General features: G+C 69.7%; 15 protein-coding genes. 9 read left to right on the forward strand and 6 right to left on the reverse strand.

The window, feature by feature from the left end; translation table 11 throughout:
- Positions 1-93: 93 nt before the first annotated feature.
- On the forward strand, positions 94-426 hold the full coding sequence (locus tag AC0I8G_RS13630) for a hypothetical protein (protein WP_380258926.1): 333 nt from the start codon (positions 94-96) through the stop codon (positions 424-426).
- 586 nt (positions 427-1012) lie between these two features.
- Entirely contained in the window at positions 1013-1819 is an 807-nt protein-coding gene (locus AC0I8G_RS13635) for a glycosyltransferase (RefSeq protein ID WP_471730383.1), read from the forward strand.
- Positions 1820-1829: 10 nt separating this feature from the next.
- Here the strand turns inward: AC0I8G_RS13635 and pth are convergent, their stop codons facing one another.
- Together pth and AC0I8G_RS13645 are read right to left on the reverse strand one after the other, a co-directional pair.
- Entirely contained in the window at positions 1830-2426 is a 597-nt protein-coding gene (pth, locus tag AC0I8G_RS13640) for an aminoacyl-tRNA hydrolase (RefSeq protein ID WP_471730384.1), read from the reverse strand.
- A gap of 26 nt (positions 2427-2452) precedes the next feature.
- Positions 2453-3082, reverse strand: coding sequence for a 50S ribosomal protein L25/general stress protein Ctc (locus AC0I8G_RS13645; protein WP_328292499.1), 630 nt, complete (start codon positions 3080-3082; stop codon positions 2453-2455).
- 495 nt (positions 3083-3577) lie between these two features.
- On the opposite strand from AC0I8G_RS13645, the gene AC0I8G_RS13650 reads away from it, so the two are divergent.
- The 4 genes from AC0I8G_RS13650 to AC0I8G_RS13665 all read left to right on the forward strand — a co-directional run bounded on the left by AC0I8G_RS13650 (position 3578) and on the right by AC0I8G_RS13665 (position 8625).
- Entirely contained in the window at positions 3578-4771 is a 1194-nt protein-coding gene (locus tag AC0I8G_RS13650; RefSeq protein WP_471730385.1) for a glycosyltransferase, read from the forward strand.
- The gene (locus AC0I8G_RS13655; RefSeq protein WP_471730386.1) at positions 4768-5247 is read left to right on the forward strand and encodes an LbetaH domain-containing protein; all 480 of its coding nucleotides are present in this window, start codon (positions 4768-4770) and stop codon (positions 5245-5247) included. Before AC0I8G_RS13650 ends, AC0I8G_RS13655 begins: the two co-directional genes overlap by 4 nt.
- Positions 5248-5320: 73 nt before the next feature.
- Positions 5321-7651, forward strand: a complete 2331-nt coding sequence (locus tag AC0I8G_RS13660; protein WP_471730387.1) for a glycosyltransferase family 4 protein — start codon at positions 5321-5323, stop codon at positions 7649-7651.
- Positions 7648-8625, forward strand: coding sequence for a glycosyltransferase family 2 protein (locus AC0I8G_RS13665; RefSeq protein WP_471730388.1), 978 nt, complete (start codon positions 7648-7650; stop codon positions 8623-8625). The genes AC0I8G_RS13660 and AC0I8G_RS13665 overlap by 4 nt, the downstream gene beginning before the upstream one ends.
- A gap of 14 nt (positions 8626-8639) precedes the next feature.
- Here AC0I8G_RS13665 and AC0I8G_RS13670 read toward each other — a convergent pair whose 3' ends face one another.
- Positions 8640-10469, reverse strand: coding sequence for a malectin domain-containing carbohydrate-binding protein (locus AC0I8G_RS13670; RefSeq protein ID WP_471730389.1), 1830 nt, complete (start codon positions 10467-10469; stop codon positions 8640-8642).
- 247 nt (positions 10470-10716) lie between these two features.
- Here AC0I8G_RS13670 and AC0I8G_RS13675 point away from each other — a divergent pair, with 247 nt between their 5' ends.
- Both AC0I8G_RS13675 and AC0I8G_RS13680 read left to right on the forward strand, forming a co-directional pair.
- Positions 10717-11460 carry a glycosyltransferase family 2 protein gene (locus AC0I8G_RS13675; RefSeq protein ID WP_471730390.1) on the forward strand — a complete coding sequence of 248 codons (744 nt, stop codon included), beginning with the start codon at positions 10717-10719 and terminating at the stop codon, positions 11458-11460.
- Between the two features lie 155 nt (positions 11461-11615).
- Positions 11616-12809: a hypothetical protein gene (locus AC0I8G_RS13680; RefSeq protein ID WP_471730391.1), complete on the forward strand. Its 1194-nt coding sequence runs from the start codon at positions 11616-11618 to the stop codon at positions 12807-12809.
- Between the two features lie 9 nt (positions 12810-12818).
- Here AC0I8G_RS13680 and AC0I8G_RS13685 read toward each other — a convergent pair whose 3' ends face one another.
- Both AC0I8G_RS13685 and AC0I8G_RS13690 read right to left on the reverse strand, forming a co-directional pair.
- Positions 12819-14054 carry an O-antigen ligase family protein gene (locus AC0I8G_RS13685; protein ID WP_471730392.1) on the reverse strand — a complete coding sequence of 412 codons (1236 nt, stop codon included), beginning with the start codon at positions 14052-14054 and terminating at the stop codon, positions 12819-12821.
- Between the two features lie 161 nt (positions 14055-14215).
- On the reverse strand, positions 14216-15862 hold the full coding sequence (locus AC0I8G_RS13690) for a CpsD/CapB family tyrosine-protein kinase (protein ID WP_471730393.1): 1647 nt from the start codon (positions 15860-15862) through the stop codon (positions 14216-14218).
- A gap of 62 nt (positions 15863-15924) precedes the next feature.
- Between AC0I8G_RS13690 and AC0I8G_RS13695 the strand changes: the two genes are divergently transcribed.
- Positions 15925-17502: an oligosaccharide flippase family protein gene (locus AC0I8G_RS13695; protein ID WP_471730394.1), complete on the forward strand. Its 1578-nt coding sequence runs from the start codon at positions 15925-15927 to the stop codon at positions 17500-17502.
- Here the strand turns inward: AC0I8G_RS13695 and AC0I8G_RS13700 are convergent.
- Positions 17426-18358, reverse strand: coding sequence for a hypothetical protein (locus AC0I8G_RS13700; RefSeq protein ID WP_471730395.1), 933 nt, complete (start codon positions 18356-18358; stop codon positions 17426-17428). The two genes, AC0I8G_RS13695 and AC0I8G_RS13700, sit on opposite strands and share 77 nt — an antisense overlap.
- Positions 18359-18559 lie beyond the last annotated feature (201 nt).

Consider the following 18559-nt stretch of genomic DNA (forward strand, 5'->3'; position numbering starts at 1 on the left):
GATTGACTGGACTACAGGGGTGACGTTCCGTCATCCTGGGGTCCGCTCCGCGATCACTGGGTTCTGCGGGGCATTCGAAAGTGGGGGGACCACGTGCGCAAGACCACCGCCCGGCTGGCTGCTGCCGGCGTTCTGACCGTCGCCGCTCTCGGCGCCACCTCCGGGGCGGCCTTCGCCGACAACTACGCCCCGTCGACCCCGACGCCGACCGTGTCGGACGTCGTGACGCCCTCGGCGAGCCCGACCACCGGGGGTTCCACCACCCCGTCGCGCTCCACCACCCCGGCCGCCGTGGGCAACTCCAACGACGAGCTGGCCTACACCGGCGCCGACGTCCTGCCCTGGGCCGCCGCCGGCACCGTCCTCGTGCTGGGGGGCGCCGCGATGGTCGTCGCGAGCCGTCGCAAGCCGGGTCGCTCGCACTGAGCTGACCTGCAGCAACGTCGAAAGGGCCGCCGGGGACACCCGGCGGCCCTTTCGGCGTTCTCGAGCGCTCAGCCGACCAGCAGGTCCAGCAGCGCGGCCAGCACCCCGCGGGAACAGCGCGTCGACCTGGTTGCGGTAGCGGGCGACGACTCCCGCGCAGGCTATGACGAAGAGCAACCCGACGGGGTCCGGACCGGTGACGCACGAGTGCCGCGGGCGTGGCGCTGTCCTGCCACTCAAGCCGCTACGTCGAGCCGGAGAAGAGTCTGGCCTTCCAATGCCTCGTGACCTGCCACGCGGGGACCGTCGCGTACTCGACGTGGCCGGACGGTACGAAGCTCAGCACCGCCGACGTCACCGACGTCGTAGGCGCTCTGCGCCTCTGCCAGTAGCCCGCCGACGACCTCGGCCTCGTCAGGGTGCGCTGGTTCACGACGTCACGATGACCGCGATTCCTGCCGGCCCGCACGTTCTCCTGGGCAGCCACCCCGCTGCGGGAGGATTGTTGCTGATCTTGAGGACCGCCACCTAGCATGACCACGTTGGGTCATCAGATCTTGCCTCAAGTGACTTGAAGGACTCGAACATGCAGCGAGCCGCAGTTGTCATGCCGGTCTTCCACAAGCAGGACGTCACCAGACAAGCTGTCGCCGATTGCCGCCGTGAATCCGAACTCGTCGAGGTGGTGATCGTCGACAACGGAGGTGACCTGGATCCCGCGGAGTTCCCCGACTGCGTCGTGCTGACGCCGGGCGAGAACCTCGGCTGGTTGCGCGGGACGAACCTCGGCATGGAGCACGCCCTCGAGCGGGGGAGCACGAGCCTGGTCGCGCTCAACAACGACATCCGACTGAGCGAGAACTTCTTCTCCGGGCTCCTCACCGCCCTGGAAACCCGTCCCGGCGACTTGGTCGCCCCGTCGTACGACGACGTCTACAGCCCGCAGAACAGCTACTTCAAGGGCGCCCCGCAGGACTTCACGCCTACGTCCGAAGAGGTGGAGGCCGGCATCATCGACGGCACCTGCTTCGCGGTGACGGCGTCCCGGTGGCGCGAACTCGGCCCGCTGGACGAACGCAACTTCGCGCGTCGCGGCTGGGGTGGGATGACCGACTACGTCATCCGGAACACCCGTGCGGGGGGCAAGAACGTCGTCACCCGGCGGGCGTACCTCACCCACGCGCGGGGCACGACGGCCAAGGCGACGATGTCGAACTACAGGTGGTACGCCGCCTCCGAGATGCGCACCGGACTGCGCCGCAAGTACGGGGCGAACTGGCGGACCGAGGTCTACGAGAACCCCGAACCTCCGGAAGGTTTGAAGGTCCGCTTGCACGACCACTACCGGATGGTCAGGGACCGTTTCGACCGTCCACGGCCGAGCCACGGCTGACCCCGCCCGCTCAGGCGGGGGCGTGGAACTTCTGCTGCGCCGCCTCGAGCCCTTCGGCGACGAGCTTCTCGACCGCGTCGGCGGCGTCCATCACCAGGAAGGGCAAGTCCTTCTTCTCCGTGGTGGCGAACTCCTTCAGCACGAAGTCGGCCGGGTCCTGGCGACCGGGCGGGCGGCCGATGCCGACGCGCACCCGGGCGTAGTCCTTGTCCCCCAGCGACTTCGAGATCGAGCGCAACCCGTTGTGGCCGCCCTCTCCCCCGCCGCGCTTGAGGCGGACGGAGCCGAAGGGGACGTCGAGCTCGTCGTGCACGACGACGAGGTGCTCGACGTCGACGTCGAAGTACTTCGCCAGTCCGGCGACGGGGCCACCGGAGACGTTCATGTAGGAGGTCGGGGCCGCGAGGACGACCCGCGGCCCCGGCGCACCGCCGGGCAGGACGCCGAGGCGGACCTCGGCGACCCTGGCCCCGGAACGGTGCTTCTTGAAGGACACCCGCGTGCGTGACGCCAGCTCGTCGAGCACCATCTGGCCGACGTTGTGCCGGGTGCGCTCGTACTCGGCTCCGGGGTTGCCCAGGCCGACGACGAGCCAGACGTCACTCACGGGAGCGATCCTTCAGCAGTCGGGTCTCAGGCCTCTTCGCCCTCGACCGGGGTGTGCTCCTCCTTGACGATGCCGGCCTCGGCCTCGAGGGCCTCCAGCTCGGCCTCGGCCTGCGCGGCGGTCGCGACGGCGGTGATGACCACCACGAGCTGCTCGGGGTCACCCGCGAGGGTGGTGCCCTCGGGCAGGGTGACCTGGGAGGCGGCGACGTGCGAGCCGGCGGTGAGGCCCTCGACGTTGGCGACCACGGCGGTCGGGATGTTCGCGGCGTCCGCCTCGACCGAGAGGGTCGTGAGCTCCTGCTGGACGACGGTCTCCGGCGCGGCTTCGCCCTCGACGTGCAGGGGGACGTCGACGGTGACCTTCTCGCCACGACGCACGACGAGGAGGTCGACGTGCTCGATGAAGCCCTTGATCGGGTCGCGCTGGACGTCCTTGGGCAGAGTCAGGTGCGAGGTGCCGTCGAGGTCGATGTCGAGCAGCACGTTGGCGCTGCGCAGCGCGATCATGGTGTCGTGGCCCGGCAGGGACACGTGGATCGGCGCTTCGCCGTGGCCGTAGACGACCGCGGGGATGCGGTTGGCGCGGCGGATGGTGCGGGCGGCGCCCTTGCCGAAGCTGGTGCGGGTCTCGGCGGTGAGCTTGGTCTCGGCCATGGTGGGGCTCCTCGATCTCAGGGTCTGGTGCGTGCACAGGCCCCGGGAGAGAACAACGACTCATCCACCGCGTCGATCACGGTGACGCTCACGCGTCACCCTCGCCGAGGCAACCGGGAACCAGTGTACGCCGACCTGTGTGTGTCGAGGCCGCGGCGGGGGCGGCCCGCGCTTTCGTCGCGCTGATGATCGAGCACCGACGAAAACCGTGGAAACACTCTAGATAACCAGGTGAATACCCAGAGCGACAATTCACTCCGCGTTCAGGCACCATTTCGCAAGTGTGACGAACGTCACATCGAGTGGTGAGGTTGAACGTCCACCTTCTTCACACGACCCTCATGCGATGTCCTAATGTCCTCGGCAGCGACTGGGGGAGTCGCAATCCACCACGAGTCTCAGGGGGCCTGGATGTCCCTGCCCGGCAACACGATCGGTACGGCTCCAGAAGTCCTCGCAATGCCCGTCGTCACTTTGAGTGAACGGCCGGAGAACTTGTCTCCCACGACCATCGCCCTGGACCGGTTGGAAGTCCTCACCATTCCCGTCGTGCTCGCCCACGACTACCTGACCCAACGCGGCGGCGGTGAGCGCGTGGCACTCGAATTGACACGACACTTCCCAGGAGCGCCCCTCATCACCAGCGTCTACGAGGCAGACACCACGTTCCCGGGGTTCGTGGGGCACGACGTGCGCGTCACCGCGCTGAACCGCTTCTCCACGTTCCGGCGCGACCCGCGGCGGGCCTTCGCAGCGCTCGCTCCCGTCTTCAGCTACACGAAGGTGCCGCCAGGCGTCCTCCTCGTGAGCTCGTCCGGCTGGGCTCACGGGCTCGGCGCGCGCGGGCCGAAGGTGGTCTACTGCCACAACCCGGCCCGCTGGCTGTACCAGCCCGACGACTACTTCACCCGAGTCCCCCGCCCGCTGCGGATGCTCATCGCGCTCGTCCTGGCGCCGTTGCGCCGCTGGGACCGTCGTGCAGCTGGGTCGGTCGACGTGTACCTGGCCAACTCCAGCTCGGTTGCGCAGCGCATCAAAACGGTCTACGGAGTCGAGGCAGAGGTCGTGCACCCCCCGGCCGGCCTGGACCGCGAAGGACCACTGGAGGCGGTGGCCGGCATCGAGCCGGGATTCTTCCTCACCGTCGGCCGTCGGCGCGCCTACAAGAACACCGAGCTGGTGTGCGCAGCGGTCGAGCAGGTCAAAGGAGCTCGTCTGGTCGCCGTCGGGGGCCTTCCTACGCACTGGGCCGAAGGCCGGGGCGCCACGGGACTCGTCGACGTCTCGGACGCACAGCTGCGCTGGCTGTACGCCAACTGCTGCGCGGTCGTGGCCGTCGGCCACGAGGACTTCGGCCTCGCTCCCGTCGAGGGGTACAGGTTCGGCAAGGCGGCCATCGTCCTGCGCGCGGGGGGTTACGTCGACAGCGGGCTCGAGGGGACGGCGACGACGTTCGTCGAGGACGAACACGTCGACTCGCTCGCCCGCGCGCTCGAGGACTTCGACCCCACGGCCGTCGACGCCGAAGCGGTGCGCGCCCACGGCGAGAAGTTCTCTTCGGAAACCTTCGGCCGCAGGTTGCACGAGATCGTTCGCGAGGTGAGCCGCGGTACCTCCTTCGCGAGGCCCTCGCGCAGGTACGACCTCGCCGCGCGCCGGATCGCTCCGTCCACCGGCCGGTCCACGTGACCTCCAGCGCGACACGGCTGTGGCGGCTCTCGAGGCACCTGCACGCGAAGGGACGCCTCCGCACCGCGAAGGCGGTCAAGGCGGTCAACTTCCACCTGAACCACGGTCTGCTGCCTTCGCAAGCCGTCGTAGGTCGAGACCTCAGGTTGGAGCACCACGGCCTCGGCGTCGTCATCCACCCCAACGTCACGATCGGCGATCGCGTCCAGATCTGGCACAACGTGACGATCGCGGCCGAGACTCGACCCGGCTCCCCCCACCGAGTGCTGATCGGGGACGACGTGGTGATCGGTGCGGGTGCGCTGATCGTGGCCCGCACCGACCAGGGCTTGGTCATCGGTTCCGGATCCAGGATCGGCGCTGGGTGCGTCGTCACCCGTGACGTCCCCGCGGGTGCGGTCGTGATCGGGCCCACGGCCCGGGTCCGCGACGAAACCCCGCCCTCGAGCACCACGACCCGTCCGGCGGGGCAGTGACACGGGTGCGCCGATCCGGAACCCAGGAGGCTGGGCCGGCTCGATCCACGGTCCTCGACACGATGAGAGACGCATGAACCGCCGCTGCACCCCGAACTCCCCCGACGACACCACCCCGACACGACCTGAGCTCGCTCTGGTGCTCCTCGGACTCGGCTGGGACAGACCGGGAGGAGTCAACCGGTACGTGCAGGACCTGCACCACGCCCTGGTGGAGCGCCGGCAACCCGTGCGAACGGTGGTCGTGGGTCCGGCCGACTCCGCCCTCTCGGGCGTGGAGGTCGCCGCCCCAGACTCCGACTCCCTGCTACGCCGGCTGAGGCGCTACAGCGACGCCGTGCGCAGAGCCGGTGCCAGCGCCGATGTCGCCGACGCCCACTTCGCGTTGTACGCCGCGTGGCCCACGCTGCTCGGCAGCCTGCGGCGTACCCCCCTCGTCGTCCACTTCCACGGCCCGTGGGCGGACGAGAGCGTTGCGGCAGGTGAATCCACCACGACCGTGGTCCGCGCCAAGCGTCTCCTCGAACTCCTCGTCTACCGACGCGCACACCGCCTGGTCGTGCTCTCAGAAGCGTTCGCAACCCTGCTGAGCGAACGCTACGGAGTGTCGCCCGACCGCATCCGCGTCATCGCACCGGGCGTGGACCTCGCCCGGTTCACCCCCGACCGCGCCGGAGCGCGCGAACGCCTCGGGCTGGACGCTCGGCGGCGCGTCGTGTTCACCGCCCGTCGCCTCGTGCCACGGATGGGCCTGAGCCTGCTGCTCGACGCCTGGAACGACATGCCCCACCAGCAGGACGACCTGCTGCTGATCTCCGGGGAGGGACCCGAGCGCACGGCGCTGCAGGACCGGATCGACGAACTCGGTCTCGCCGGTTCCGTGCGCCTGCTGGGCCGGATCGACGAAGGATCGCTGGTCGACCACTACCGGGCCGCGGACCTCGCGGTTCTGCCGTCCCTGGCCCTGGAGGGCTTCGGCCTGGCGGTGGTGGAGGCACTGGCCACCGGCACCCCCGTCATCGTCACGGACGTCGGGGGACTACCCGAGGTGGTCCGCGGCCTCTCCCCCTCCCTGGTCGTCCCCGCCGGGCGCGTCGACCTCTTCGCCGACCGGCTGACCTCCGCCCTGAGCGGGGACGTGCCGGACCCCGGAGCATGTCGTGCTCACGCCGAGCGGTTCACCTGGTCCGAGGCCGTTGACCGCCACCTCGAGGTGTACCGGGAGGCTCGCGACGCCGCGGCGGGCGACGACGCTCGGCCCGTACCCGCTCGGGTCCGCGTGGCGTTCATCGACCACTGCGCGAAGCTCTCGGGCGGGGAGATCGCCCTGGGCCGGCTCGTCGAAGGGATGGACGACGTGGAGGGCCACGTGATCCTCGCCGAGGACGGTCCCTTCGCCCAGCGACTGCGGGAGGCCGGCACGAGCGTGGAGGTCATGGCGCTGCCGGAGGGCACTCGATCCCTGGGACGTTCGGCCGTCACGACCCGCACGCTGCCCCTGGCATCAGCGGCCCACACCGCGCTGTACGCAGCTCGGCTGGCGCAGCGGCTGCACGAGTTGAAGCCCGACGTGGTGCACACCAACTCGTTGAAGTCGGCGATCTACGGTTCCCTCGCTGGGCGGTTGGTCGGTCTGCCGGTCGTGTGGCACGCGCGCGACCGGGTGGCCGAAGATTACATGCCGCGACCGGCCGTGGTGCTCGTACGGACCCTGGCGCGTCTGCTGCCCTCCGTCGTGGTCGCCAACTCCGAGGCTACGTTGGGCACGCTGCACCTGTCCCGGCGGCGCCCGGGACGTGTTGTGCCAGACCCCTACGCACCGCCCACCACGGTGAGCGCTCCGCGCCGCGAGGGACCGCTGCGCTTCGGGATCGTGGGTCGCCTGGCCCCCTGGAAGGGGCAGCACGTCTTCCTGCGGGCCTTCGCCCAGGCGTTCCCAACCGGAGAGGTGGAGGCCCGGATCATCGGGTCGGCGCTGTTCGGCGAGGACGACCTCCTGACTGAGCTGCAGTCCCTCGCGGACCGGCTCGGCGTCGCCGACCGCGTTCGGTTCACCGGTTTCGTCGACGACGTGAGCGAACAACTGGCGGAGCTCGACGTGCTCGTGCACGCCTCCACCACGCCCGAGCCCTTCGGGCAGGTGATCGTCGAGGCCCTCGCGGCGGGCGTCCCGGTGATCGCCGCCGGCGCGGGCGGTCCGCTGGAGATCCTCACCGACGGTGTCGACGGCGTCCTGCACGCCCCCGGTGACGTGGAGGAGCTCGCACGAGCGCTGACACGCCTGGCGGGAGACCCCGACCTGCGCGTCTCCCTGGCCGCCGCGGGCTTGCGCCGGGCCCGCGACTACCGGCCCGAGGAGATCGCCCCGATGATGCGTGCGGTCTACCAGGAGCTGCGCCGGTGAGCGGGCTGGCGGCGGGCGAGCCCAGCTGCTCGGTGGTGGTCCCGACCTACCTGCGGCCCGACCAGCTCCAGCGCTGTCTAGAAGGGCTGCGGGCCCAGCACCGGCGAGCGGAACACGTCGTGGTCGTGCGGCGCGACACCGATCGGGGGACGGCGGAACTGCTGAGCCGGTGGCGTTCGGAGGTGGACGAGGTCGTGGTCTCGGAGCCGGGCGTCCTGGCCGCGATGCGGGCCGGGGTCTCCGCCGCCGAGGACGACGTGATCGCTTTCACCGACGACGACGCCGTGCCCAGGCCAGAGTGGCTGGAGACCCTGCTCCCCCACTTCTCCGACCCGGGGGTCAGCGGGGTGGGAGGGAGGGACGTCGCCCACCCGCCGACACGGGACGCAGACCGACCTTCCAGCGAGGTGGGTCGGTTCACGGCATGGGGGCGTCACCTCGGCAACCACCACGTGGGGGTGGGTCCCGTCGTCGAGGTGGAGGTGCTCAAAGGGGTGAACATGGCGTTCCGGCGGGAGTCCCTGGCCTTGCCGGTCGACATGCGCGGCAGCGGAGCCCAGGTCCACTTCGAGATCCTCGTCTCGCAGTGGGCCCGGAGCCGGGGCGGACGGTTGCTGTACGTGCCCGACGCGCTCGTGGACCACTTCCACGGGGAGCGCTTCGACGCCGACCACCGCCTGCGCCCGAGCGCTGCCGCCGTGCGCGATGAGGCTTACAACCTCGTCGTCGCCCTGCTGGCTGGGCGGCGGGACCTGCTGCCCCGTCGCGCCGTCTACGGTCTGCTGGTGGGTGACCGGTCCTCCCCGGGTCTGGTTCGCGCGGGGCTCGCCGTGGTGCGCCGCGAGGACGGCGTAGCCCGTCGCCTGCTGCCGTCCCTGCGCGGGCAGGTCGCCGGCCTGGTCGACGTCCGGGCCGGGCGCTTCCCCACGATGCGGAGCGCCCCCGCCGGGAAGTCGGCGGGGGCGCACGGGTGAGGTCGGACCGGGTCTCAGGTGGCGGGGATCAGCTCGATGCCGCTCACCGTCGCCTGGTTGACCTTGTTCACGAAACCCAGGTTGAACGTGCCGTCGCTGACGGAGACCGGGACGGTCAAGACGGTGGTGCGGTTCTTGGCGCCCGCTCGCGCGTAGATGTCCACGCCCGAGGCGATCGTCCGTCCCTCTGCGGTGACGTCGAACAAGCGGCGCTGTGGGGCGGTGAAGTACATCTCGGTGAGGTGCAACCGGAGGCTGTACTTGCCGTTGGCGACGGGGACGGCGTAGCCGGTGGCCCCGACGCGCGCATCGCGGTCGGTCACCGCGGTGGCCGAGGTGATGCCCCCGTCAGGTCCTTCCGGGTGGCCGCCACCGAAACCCTTGTCGGCGGCCCAGGCGAACCCGCCGTCGGAGACCGCCGGGCCACCTGCGTTGATGCGAACGGCTGGACGGCTGCTACGCGGAGTCGGGGTGACCGTCGCCGTCGTGGCCGGCGTCGTCGTGCTGCCGGTACCGCTCACCCGGACGAGGGTCACGTCCGCACCCGAGGAGAACTGCAGTTGCGAAGCGTCAGCGGCCGCGCTCAAAGCGTTCGTCCCGCTGGAAGGACGGAACGTGGAGATCGACGATGCGCGGGAACCGAGGGTCAACCTCACGGGAACCGCAGCAGGGGTGATCCTCGTCCTGGTGGTGGTGTTCCAGACGGAGTCCTCCTGCCACACGGCGAGCCAGAACGAGCCGTCGCGCTTCTGCAGGAGGATCTGACGCGTACGGTCGGTGGCTCCGTCGAGCTGGTACGAGAGCGCACCCGGCGTGAAGGCGGTCCCCTGGTCGCTGAGCAGCCCGATCATGTTCTTCACCGAGGTGTAGGCCGCCTTGGGCGTCCCATCCGCCCGCACGATTCCCCAGGTCTGCTCCGCGTCGGAGGGGTTGTTCGACTCGTCCATCAGCTCGTAGATGTAGCTGCGGTCGACGCCCTTGCGCCAGCTCTCCGTGAACTGGCGCAAGGTGTAGACGGACTGCGCCTCCTCACTGATGCCGGGCTGGTTGCCCGCGGAGGACACCGCGGTGTTGGAGTTGCTCTCCGTCGACCACGTCGGCTTCCCTCCGGAGACGATCCCTGCGAGCGCGAGCTCACCGTCGAGGTGGGCACCGGACTCCATCTGTCCTCCGGTGTAGTTGTGCATGTTCCCGCGGTCGGCCGGCACCGCGCCCAACTCGCTACGGCTCTCAGCGAAGACGAGCGAGGGTGCGACGACGGGGAGCGAAGCGGTAGCCGGGTCGCTCTTCAGCGCGGAGTAGAGACGCTGCTGGTAGGTCTTGAGGTTCGCGGCCCAGTTCGGATCCCCTGCGTTGTCGTACTCGTTGGGTCCCTCGACACTGGCGATCGAGCCTGCGAGCTGGTTCTTGACCAGCGGTAGCAACTGGTCCAGGGTCCCGGCGGGGTTGTTCGTCGTGGAGAACGCGTCTCCACTCACGTTGGACCACTTGCCGTTGAAGGGTCGCCCCAGTTGGAGGTTGGTCTTGACACCAGACTTCGCGAGCTCGTTGATGCGGTCGTACAACCAGTCCTGGTTCACCCCGACACCGTCACGGATGTTGCGGATTCCCGAATTCACGAGTCGCGACTTCACCAAGGGGAAGTCGCCGTAGGACTTGTCGCCGTACCCGAAGTGGGTGTTCACCCCGATGGAGTCGACGAACGCGTCCGCCGCCCGCGCGGTGACCGGCCCCGGGGTAGCTGCCTCGCTGGCGGGAGCCTGGGCCAGGAGGGCGGAACCGGTCACTGCCACCAGGGCGAGTGAACTGGCGGTGCGGGTGAAGCGGGCGTGGAACAATCTCATCAGGAACCTCAGGGGGGTGGGCGCCCCGGACGGCCGCCGATGCCCTTGACGTCGGCGGAAGCCACGTGCGAGCTGTAGCGCCTTGACCGATCGAGCGATGAGGAGTGCCGTGATTCACCCGGATGGAGGTACCCGAGACGTCGGGCCGTCACAGAACGTGACTCTCGGCGGCGTTTCGGCGTGCGTTACGACGCAGACCGGTGATCTTGGACTGGATGCGGGCCCGACGGTCACGGCCCTGCTGATCGTGCAGGACGAGGCCGCCCGGGTCGGCGCCGCTGTGACCTCCTGCCGGGCGTTCGCCAGCGAGGTGCTCGTCGTGGACGGGGGTAGCACCGACGGGACGCAGGAGATCTGCCGCGCTGCGGGCTGCGAGGTCCTGGAGAACCCGTGGCCCGGGTACGCAGCGCAGCGGGCGTTCGCCCTCGAGCACGCGCGAGGCGATTGGGTGTTCTTCCTCGACGCCGACGAGGTGGTCAGTCCCCAGCTGGCTGCGTCCATCGCGAAGGTCGTCGCCTCCTCCGACCCGGCGGACGGGTACGAGTTGTCTCGCACCGGCGACTTCCTCGGTCGCTGGGTGGGACCGGACGTGCAGCTGCGACTGGCCCGCCGCGCCGCGGCCTCGGTGACCGAGACCGACGTGCACGAGCGTCTGGTGGTGGGCCAGCGGGTCGGGCGGCTCGACGGACCGCTCTGGCACTTCGGCTTCCGCAGTGTGAGCGACCACCTCCGCCGGTTCGACCGCTACACGGACCTCGAGGCCACCAGCCGCTTTCGTGACGGCCAGCGCTTCTCCACCCGGCGCCTGGCTTGGCGTCCGCTCGGACACGCCGCTCTCGAACTGGTGGGACGTGGTCTGCTCCGCAAGGGCACGCCCGGAGTCGCCGTGGCCGGGTTCTGGGCGCTCTACGAGTTCCTCGTGGAGGTGAAGCTCTACGAGCTCCAATGGCAGGCGGGCGGTACTCCCCCACCGCACGAACCTCCTCGGTGAGCAGTGGGTCCACAGCTCCAGGCCGGGGCGCGCGGACAGCAGGCCCGAGGGGCCGCCCCTCCCGGCGCGCCGTGGTCCTGGGCGCCGGATCGCTCGTCGTTGGAGGAGCTGTGATCGCGTCTGTGACGAACCGGCCGGATGAGGGAGGACCGGCCGTGGAACCCGCACCGGTGCGCACGGCTCCGGACTTCCTCGACTCCATCGGGGTCAACATCCACCTGAACTACCTCGACACCCCGTACGCGAACGTCCTCGCCGTGCTCGCCGCCTTGCGCAGAGCCGGCATCACCAACGTGCGTGACGCGTGGCAGGCGGACCGCACTGACGTCCACCCGCGGATGCGCAGCCTGGTGGCTACCGGCATCCGCTTCAACCTCCTCATCGGGACCCCCGACCCCGGACCAGGTTCGGCGGGTGGTCTCCGCCGCGAGCTGGGGGCACTCCGTTCGATCCTGCCGGAAGGAGTGCGGACCCTCGAGGGCCCCAACGAGTACGACTTGTCGGGAGACCCTGACTGGATCGTCAACCTGCGCGCCTACCAGAAGGACCTGGCGTCACTGGTGTCCCGCGGCAGGGCAGGATCGATCGTTCCCGTCCTGGCTCCGTCCCTCACCCAGCACGGGAGCCGCGCCCACCTCGGCCGAGTAGCGGCTGATCTCGGCAACCTCCACTCCTACACGGGCGGTGCGGCGCCGACGGCCGAACACCTCGGTTCGGAGCTCGCGCTGGCAGCGGAGCTGGTGGGGAGGTCACCTGTCATGTGCACCGAGACCGGGTACACGACGGCCGTCGGGAACACCGACGGCCAACCCGGGGTCCCCGAGGACGTGCAGGCGATCTACCTCCCACGACAGTACCTGGAGAACTTTCGACAGGGTGTTCTGCGTACGTTCACCTACGAACTCCTGGACGAACACCCGGATGCCGGCGCCGCGAGGAGCGAAACGAACTTCGGCTTGCTTCGCAACGACCTGACGGAGAAGCCCGCCTTCACCGCTCTGCGGCGCCTGACGTCTCTGCTCGCCGACACCACCCGGCGCCCTGTCGGGCTCCGTCCCACGCCGCAGGTCGACGGCGGTGGAGACGACCTGCGAAGCATCACGCTCCAGAAGTCCGACGGCACGGCCTTCACCGCCCTCTGGCTCGAGCGGTCCGTCTGGGACGAACGGGCACGCAGAACCCGCGAACACCTCGAGACGGTGGTCTGCGTGTCGGCGGGTGAGGGTCGGGTGCTGCGATCGGTGCACGCGTTGACGGACGACGGCCCCGGCGTCGACCTCAGCGGCCAGGTGTCCGCCGAGGTCACCGTGTCCCCGGAAGTGCGCCTGGTTCGAATCACGGACGGTTGATCCTCGGCCCTACGGACCCGGTGGCCGAGCGCGAGCACCCACGCCGAGCACGGCCCACAGGAACAGCCCCGAGACCGAGACGAACGGGTTGCCGAACACCAGTTGGGACACCAGTCCGACGGCTACGGCGGCGCACGCCTGCGTGAACCGGTCCCCGGCGGCGCTGCGCGACCAGGCCGCGACGACCGCGACGAGGAGGACGAGGAGCAAGACGGTGCCCGTGACCGCACCGAAGGTGAACCACACCTGCAACGCCCCACCGTCGAAGTCTCCGTTCTGCCCGAGGGCGCCGGCGTTGGCGGCCTTGGTCGCCACACCCGACGCGCCCAGTCCTTGGCCGAGCGGCGCCCGGAGCACCTGAGGGAGCATCTGCCGGTGGAATTCCCACCGCTCAGCGAAGCTCTCGTCCTGGCTGCCGGACTGGACGCTGCTGTCGAAGCGGTCGAGCACCGCGTCACGCACCGGGCCCCCGATCGCGACCATCACGCCCAGGAGCACCAGCGTCGCGATGAGAACCCGGCCGACAAGGGCTCGTGACCGCGTTCCCAGCACCAGCACGGTCACGACGAAACCGATCCAGGCCGCCCGCACCAGCGACAAGGCCATCCCGGCGACTCCGAGGGCGAACGCCGGCCAGCGCAGCCGGGACCGAGAGGCGATGGCGAGGGTCGTCGAGACGATCAACACGGTGGCCAGCGGGCCGGGCGAGTTCAAGGTGCTCCAGATGCGCACCTCGAAGGGTTCCGGCGAGCCGATCGAGGCCAGGGGTGCGTTCTCCATCCAGGAGACGTCCCACGGGGGTACGACGAGGAACTGGACCAGGCCGTAGGCCCCCAGGACGATCGTCCCCACGACCGCGGTGCGAGAGAGGACGGATCGCACGACGCGGTCGGATGGACCTGCGTTCGCGAGCCACAGCCCCAGGGCGAACGGCGGCAACCACTGCAGGAGGTCAGCGGCGGGGGCGGCCGGACCACGGCGCACGACGCCGACGATCGTCGCGTACGCGAGGGCGACGAGGGTGACGCCCAGGAGAACAGCGCTGGAGGGGTGGACGGGACGCCGCTGACGCAGGGCGGGGAGCAGGCAGCACAAGGTGGCGACGGGGGCTGCCAGCATGACCGGGCTCAGGGAGTGCCATCCGGAGCGGAAGTCGAGCACCCGTCGAACCTCGGGGGAGAGCAGCCACAACCACAGGACGAACTCGAGGAAGGCCCCGTCGTCGTGACGGTGCAAGAACCACACGGCAACCACCACGGCTACCACGGGGTAGAAGTACTGAAGCGCACTCGCAGCGCCCCCGGTGTAACCGATGAGGCCCACCACGCACGAGAGGCCCACCGCCCAGCCCGCCCCGGTGAGGGAGGGATCCCGCCGTGAGGACTCCTGCTCCGCGGGCGGTGTCTTCACCCCTTCCGCCGTGCCTCGAGCCGACGGAGGCGGGACTGGTGACCGTGACGCAGGGGAGCCGACCCGGCGTGCTCGGGCGCCTTCGCGACGAGGGATCGGAGTGACCAGCGCCGCCGACCGGCTGGCCTGACGCGGCTCAGGACCGTTCCGAGGACCTGGGCCCGGTACTGACCGAGCACGGTGACTGCACGCGTGAGGTCGCGGCGTCGGGTGTTGGTGGAGGCCACCACCAGCACGGGCCCGCCGGTGGAAGAGGCGAGCAACGCGGTGTCCGGCCCCTCCAGCAACGGGGGGGCGAGGATCAGGACGACGTCGAACCGTTCTCGCAGCAAGCCCATGACCTCGACCGCCGCGGATGAGGTGAGCAGGTTCGAACGGTCGCGCCGGACCTCCCCCGCGGGCAGCACCGAGAACCCCAGGTGCGGGACGTCGACGACGGTGGTGTCCAGGAAGCTCAACAGTTCGGCGCGCTGCGGGAGGGCACCTCCGGCCTCGGCGGCCGCAGACCGGCCCGCTAGCAGGGAGAAGAGTCCGTCAGGTCTGACGTCGACCCCGAGGGCGGACTCCACACCTCCGCCCGTGGCGTCAGCAGCGACGAGGACGACACGAGAACCGGTGCGGGCGTGGGCGGCGGCCAGGTTCGCAGTCACGATCACGGTCGCCTCATCGGGCGTCGGGCTCGCCACCAACAGCGTCGAGGCGGCTTCTCCCCCGGTCACGACGAGCACTGCGCGCAACCCCCGCACCGCGTCGGCCAACGCTCCCCGGGTGGGCAGGGGGAGCTGGCGTGCGCCACCCGGTTCGGAGCGCCCGGTCTCGACCGGCACCTCCGCCAGGACCTCGAGCCCGCTGGCCCGCTCCACGTCCGCGTCGTCGGCGAGGCGGTCCTGGAACGCGTCACGGACGAAGGCCACCCCGAGGCCCACGACGCCGCCGAGCAGCAACCCGAGCCACAGCACGGAGACCAGGCTCAAGCCCTGGGGAGCTGCAGCCGGTTCAGCCGGGGCGACGACCTGCGCTTCCCCACGAGCCAGGCTGGCGTTGATGAGGAGGTCCTGCTGCTGGGCGTAGAGCGTGGAGAACTGCTCCGTCGAGGCGTCCCTCACGTCGCTGGACGCTGCGTCCTGACCGTCCAGCTCCTCGATGCGCTGGGAGAGCTGGTCGAGCTGGGTCTGGATACCCGCTGCAGCCGCCTGGAGGGAAGCGACGGTCGTGGTGCGGTTGTAGTCGATGTACGCCTGGCTCAGGGCGTTGGCGATCTCCGCCGCTCGATCGGGGTTGCCTGCGGACGCGGTGACCGTGACGACATCGCTCGCCGAGGACGAGGCAACGGTGACGGCGGAACGGACGTCCTCCGGCTGGGTTCCGCCCCCCATGGCCGTCGCGGCGAGGGTGATCACGTCTGGGCTGGTCATCACCCCGACCTGCGCGGTGTTGTAGCGGTCAGGATCGAAGAACCCACCCGGAGCGTCGGTGACCCGTTCGGCAGGGTCGTTGGGTTTCAGGAGAACGCTCGAGGAGGAGCTGTAGACCTCCGCGGTCGTGAGGTGTGCCACCAGCGCCAACAGCCCGCCGAGGAGGGCAGCAGCCACCACGAGCCAGCGGTACCGCACGGCGGTGCGGGCCAAGCTGCGCACGTCCATGTCCTGTGTCCTCCCTGAGCCGGCGCACGAGGTGTGCACCGCAGCGACGACCCCGCCACCGCGTGCACACCGGGCGCGAAGGTTGCACGAAGCACCGGTACGGCCGCCGTCCGGGAGGACCGGGCGGCGGGGACGAGGTCATGATGTCACGCTGGTGGAGTTTCTCCCGGGTTCCTCAGGAAGTGCAGCCGTTCCTGCACACGACCACCTCATCGCCTCGAGCCGACCTCGGCACAGAAGGCCTCCTGCTACATTCGCGGCAGACAGCTGGGTCCGAATCCCTGGAGGCCGCTGCACTCGGCGGAGGTGGGATGGCAGACGGTGAGCGGCACTCGCTGACGCGTCACATCGCGACCACGGGTGTACTCAGCGTCGGCGTGGTGCTCATCAACCTCGTGACCGGTGTGCTGGTGACTCGGGCTCTGGGAGCCGAAGGACGAGGGCAGTTCAGCTTCCTGGTGACCTTCGTGCAGACGATCGGCTGGCTCGGCGGGCTCGGCATCAACGAGGGAGTCACCTACCTCGCGGCGCGGGACACGAAACGGGAGCGGTCCCAGCGGATTGCTTCGACCGCGCTGCTGATGGCGCTCCTCCTGGGCACGATCAGCGCGGTCGCGGCGGAACTGTTGCTTCCCGTGCTCGCTCAGTCGGCGTCAGACACGACGATCACCCTCGGCCGCTACTTCGTGCTCAGCGTCTACCTCAACGTGGCCAGTTCACTGCTGCTCGCGGTCTTGGCCGGGTGTCAGGACTACACCGGGCGCAACGTGGCCCAGTTCCTGCAGCCCGTCACCTACATGGCGATGGTGGTCGCTTTGGCCCTGGTCGACGCCCTGGGAGTCGTCGAGGTCCTCGCCGCGACCGCAGGCTCCACCGCGATCGCCACCGGCTACGCGCTGGTGAGGATCCACCGCACGGTCGGGTTCGGTCGGCCGCAGAAGTCCTCGGCGCGGACGTCGGCGAGCTTCGGCCTGAAGGTCCAGGGTTCGTTGGTGGGTGGGCTGATCAGCACTCGGCTCGCGACCATCATCATGCCGACGGTCCTGCCCTACAGCGCGATCGGGCTGTACTCGGTGGCGACCAACGTGGCCAACATCCTGCTCTCGGTGGTCGGTGTCATGGGCAACGTCGTGCTGCCCGCAGCCGTGCACCGCGGGTCGCGTGAAGGGTCCTTCTTCGTCGTACGGATGACGAGGATGATGACGTTCCTCTCCGTGTGCGTCGCAGTACCGCTCTTCGCGGGAGCGCCGTGGTTGTTGGGCCTGGTGTACGGAGAAGAGTTTCGCGCCGCCGGCACGGTGTTGCGAATCCTGCTTGTCGCCGTGGTCCTGGGCATCACGGCCGGGGTCCTGCAGTCCGGCCTCCAGGCGGCGAACCGGCCCCTGGCGGCGAGTATCAGCCAGCTGTTCGGGCTCGTGGTGACCATCGTTGGTCTCTTGTCCACCCTGACCACCCATGGCGCCGTCGGCGCCGCCGCCACGACCCTCGCCGCCTCCGCAGCGACCCTGGTGGCCTCGCTCGCTTTCCTCCGGCAGGAGGAGCACTTCAGCGCCGGGTCCGCGTTCAGTCCGTCGGAGGTGCTGACCGATCTCCGTCTCGGGCGTGAACGACTGGTCGCGATGCTCTCCCGGAAGCGGTGAGCGGTTCCCTGCAGAACCGATCCAGGACGAGGCCGGCGGCCTCGAGACCAGCCCTCGTGCGCTCGCCTGCCGCCGCTGTGGAGATGTGGGCCAGTCGAAAACCCACCATGCGTTGGAACTGACGCAGCCCGTCCGGCAGGCCGATGGGGTTCGTCGCGTCGAAGAGGTACCGCACACCCTGCGCTGCGAGGTGCTCGACGAGCACCTCGCACATGAGGTACCGGCTGTCGCTGTGGGCCGTTCCGGTGCCCAAGGTCCGGAAGTACCGCAACCAACCCCACTCGCCGTCGATCGGTGTGACTGACAGCAGGAGAGGTTCTCCTGCCGCGGAGTATGCAACCAACCACAATGCGTAGTTCAACATGTCCGCGTTGTCGGGTTCGGCAATGCGGTACTGCTCGTCGGGGTGGTTTCGTTCAGCCTCATCGGCACGGACCAGCAAAGCTCGGCGTTCGTCGACGTCGACCACCGGACGCCACGTCACACCTGCTCGTCGGGCGGACCGGATCTTGCGCCGGAGCGTCTGCTTCCGCGCACCCACGAGGTAGTCCGCCGCGTCCTTCGGGACGTGGAGGACCGCCTGACCGGCCGAGAACCGCCGCACGCCGAAGAGTCCGGAGACCTGCTGCAGGGCCCCTTGGATGGCCGCAGCTTCCACGCCTCCACCGAGGACGGCGGTCAGGACGGGCAGACGCGCCAAGGCCACGAGGGCGGCGAGGCTGTCGCTCAGATGCCGTGCAATGTAGTTGTCCTCGTCGATGCGGTGCGTGGTGTAGGCCGAGTAGTAGGCCGAGAGCGCCGGCTCGCTGGTCCGGCGGACGAGGTCGTCACGCCCGCAGCGGACCCTGACGATCACCCCGCGGAGGCTGGAACATTGGATCATAAATGCGAAAGCCCCCCGGCTCTTCTGACTGCGCAGGCGTTCGATCCTCGGGTGGATGGCCTGGACCTCTTCGGTGAGCCACGTGCAGCACGCACAGGACCTGCCGGTCAGCCGCACGCCCATCGCTGAGCGCGCTCCAGGAGAGTAGCGGATGTCGCAGCGCAGGAGAAAGTT

This window comes from Kineococcus sp. AC630 (assembly GCF_979255925.1).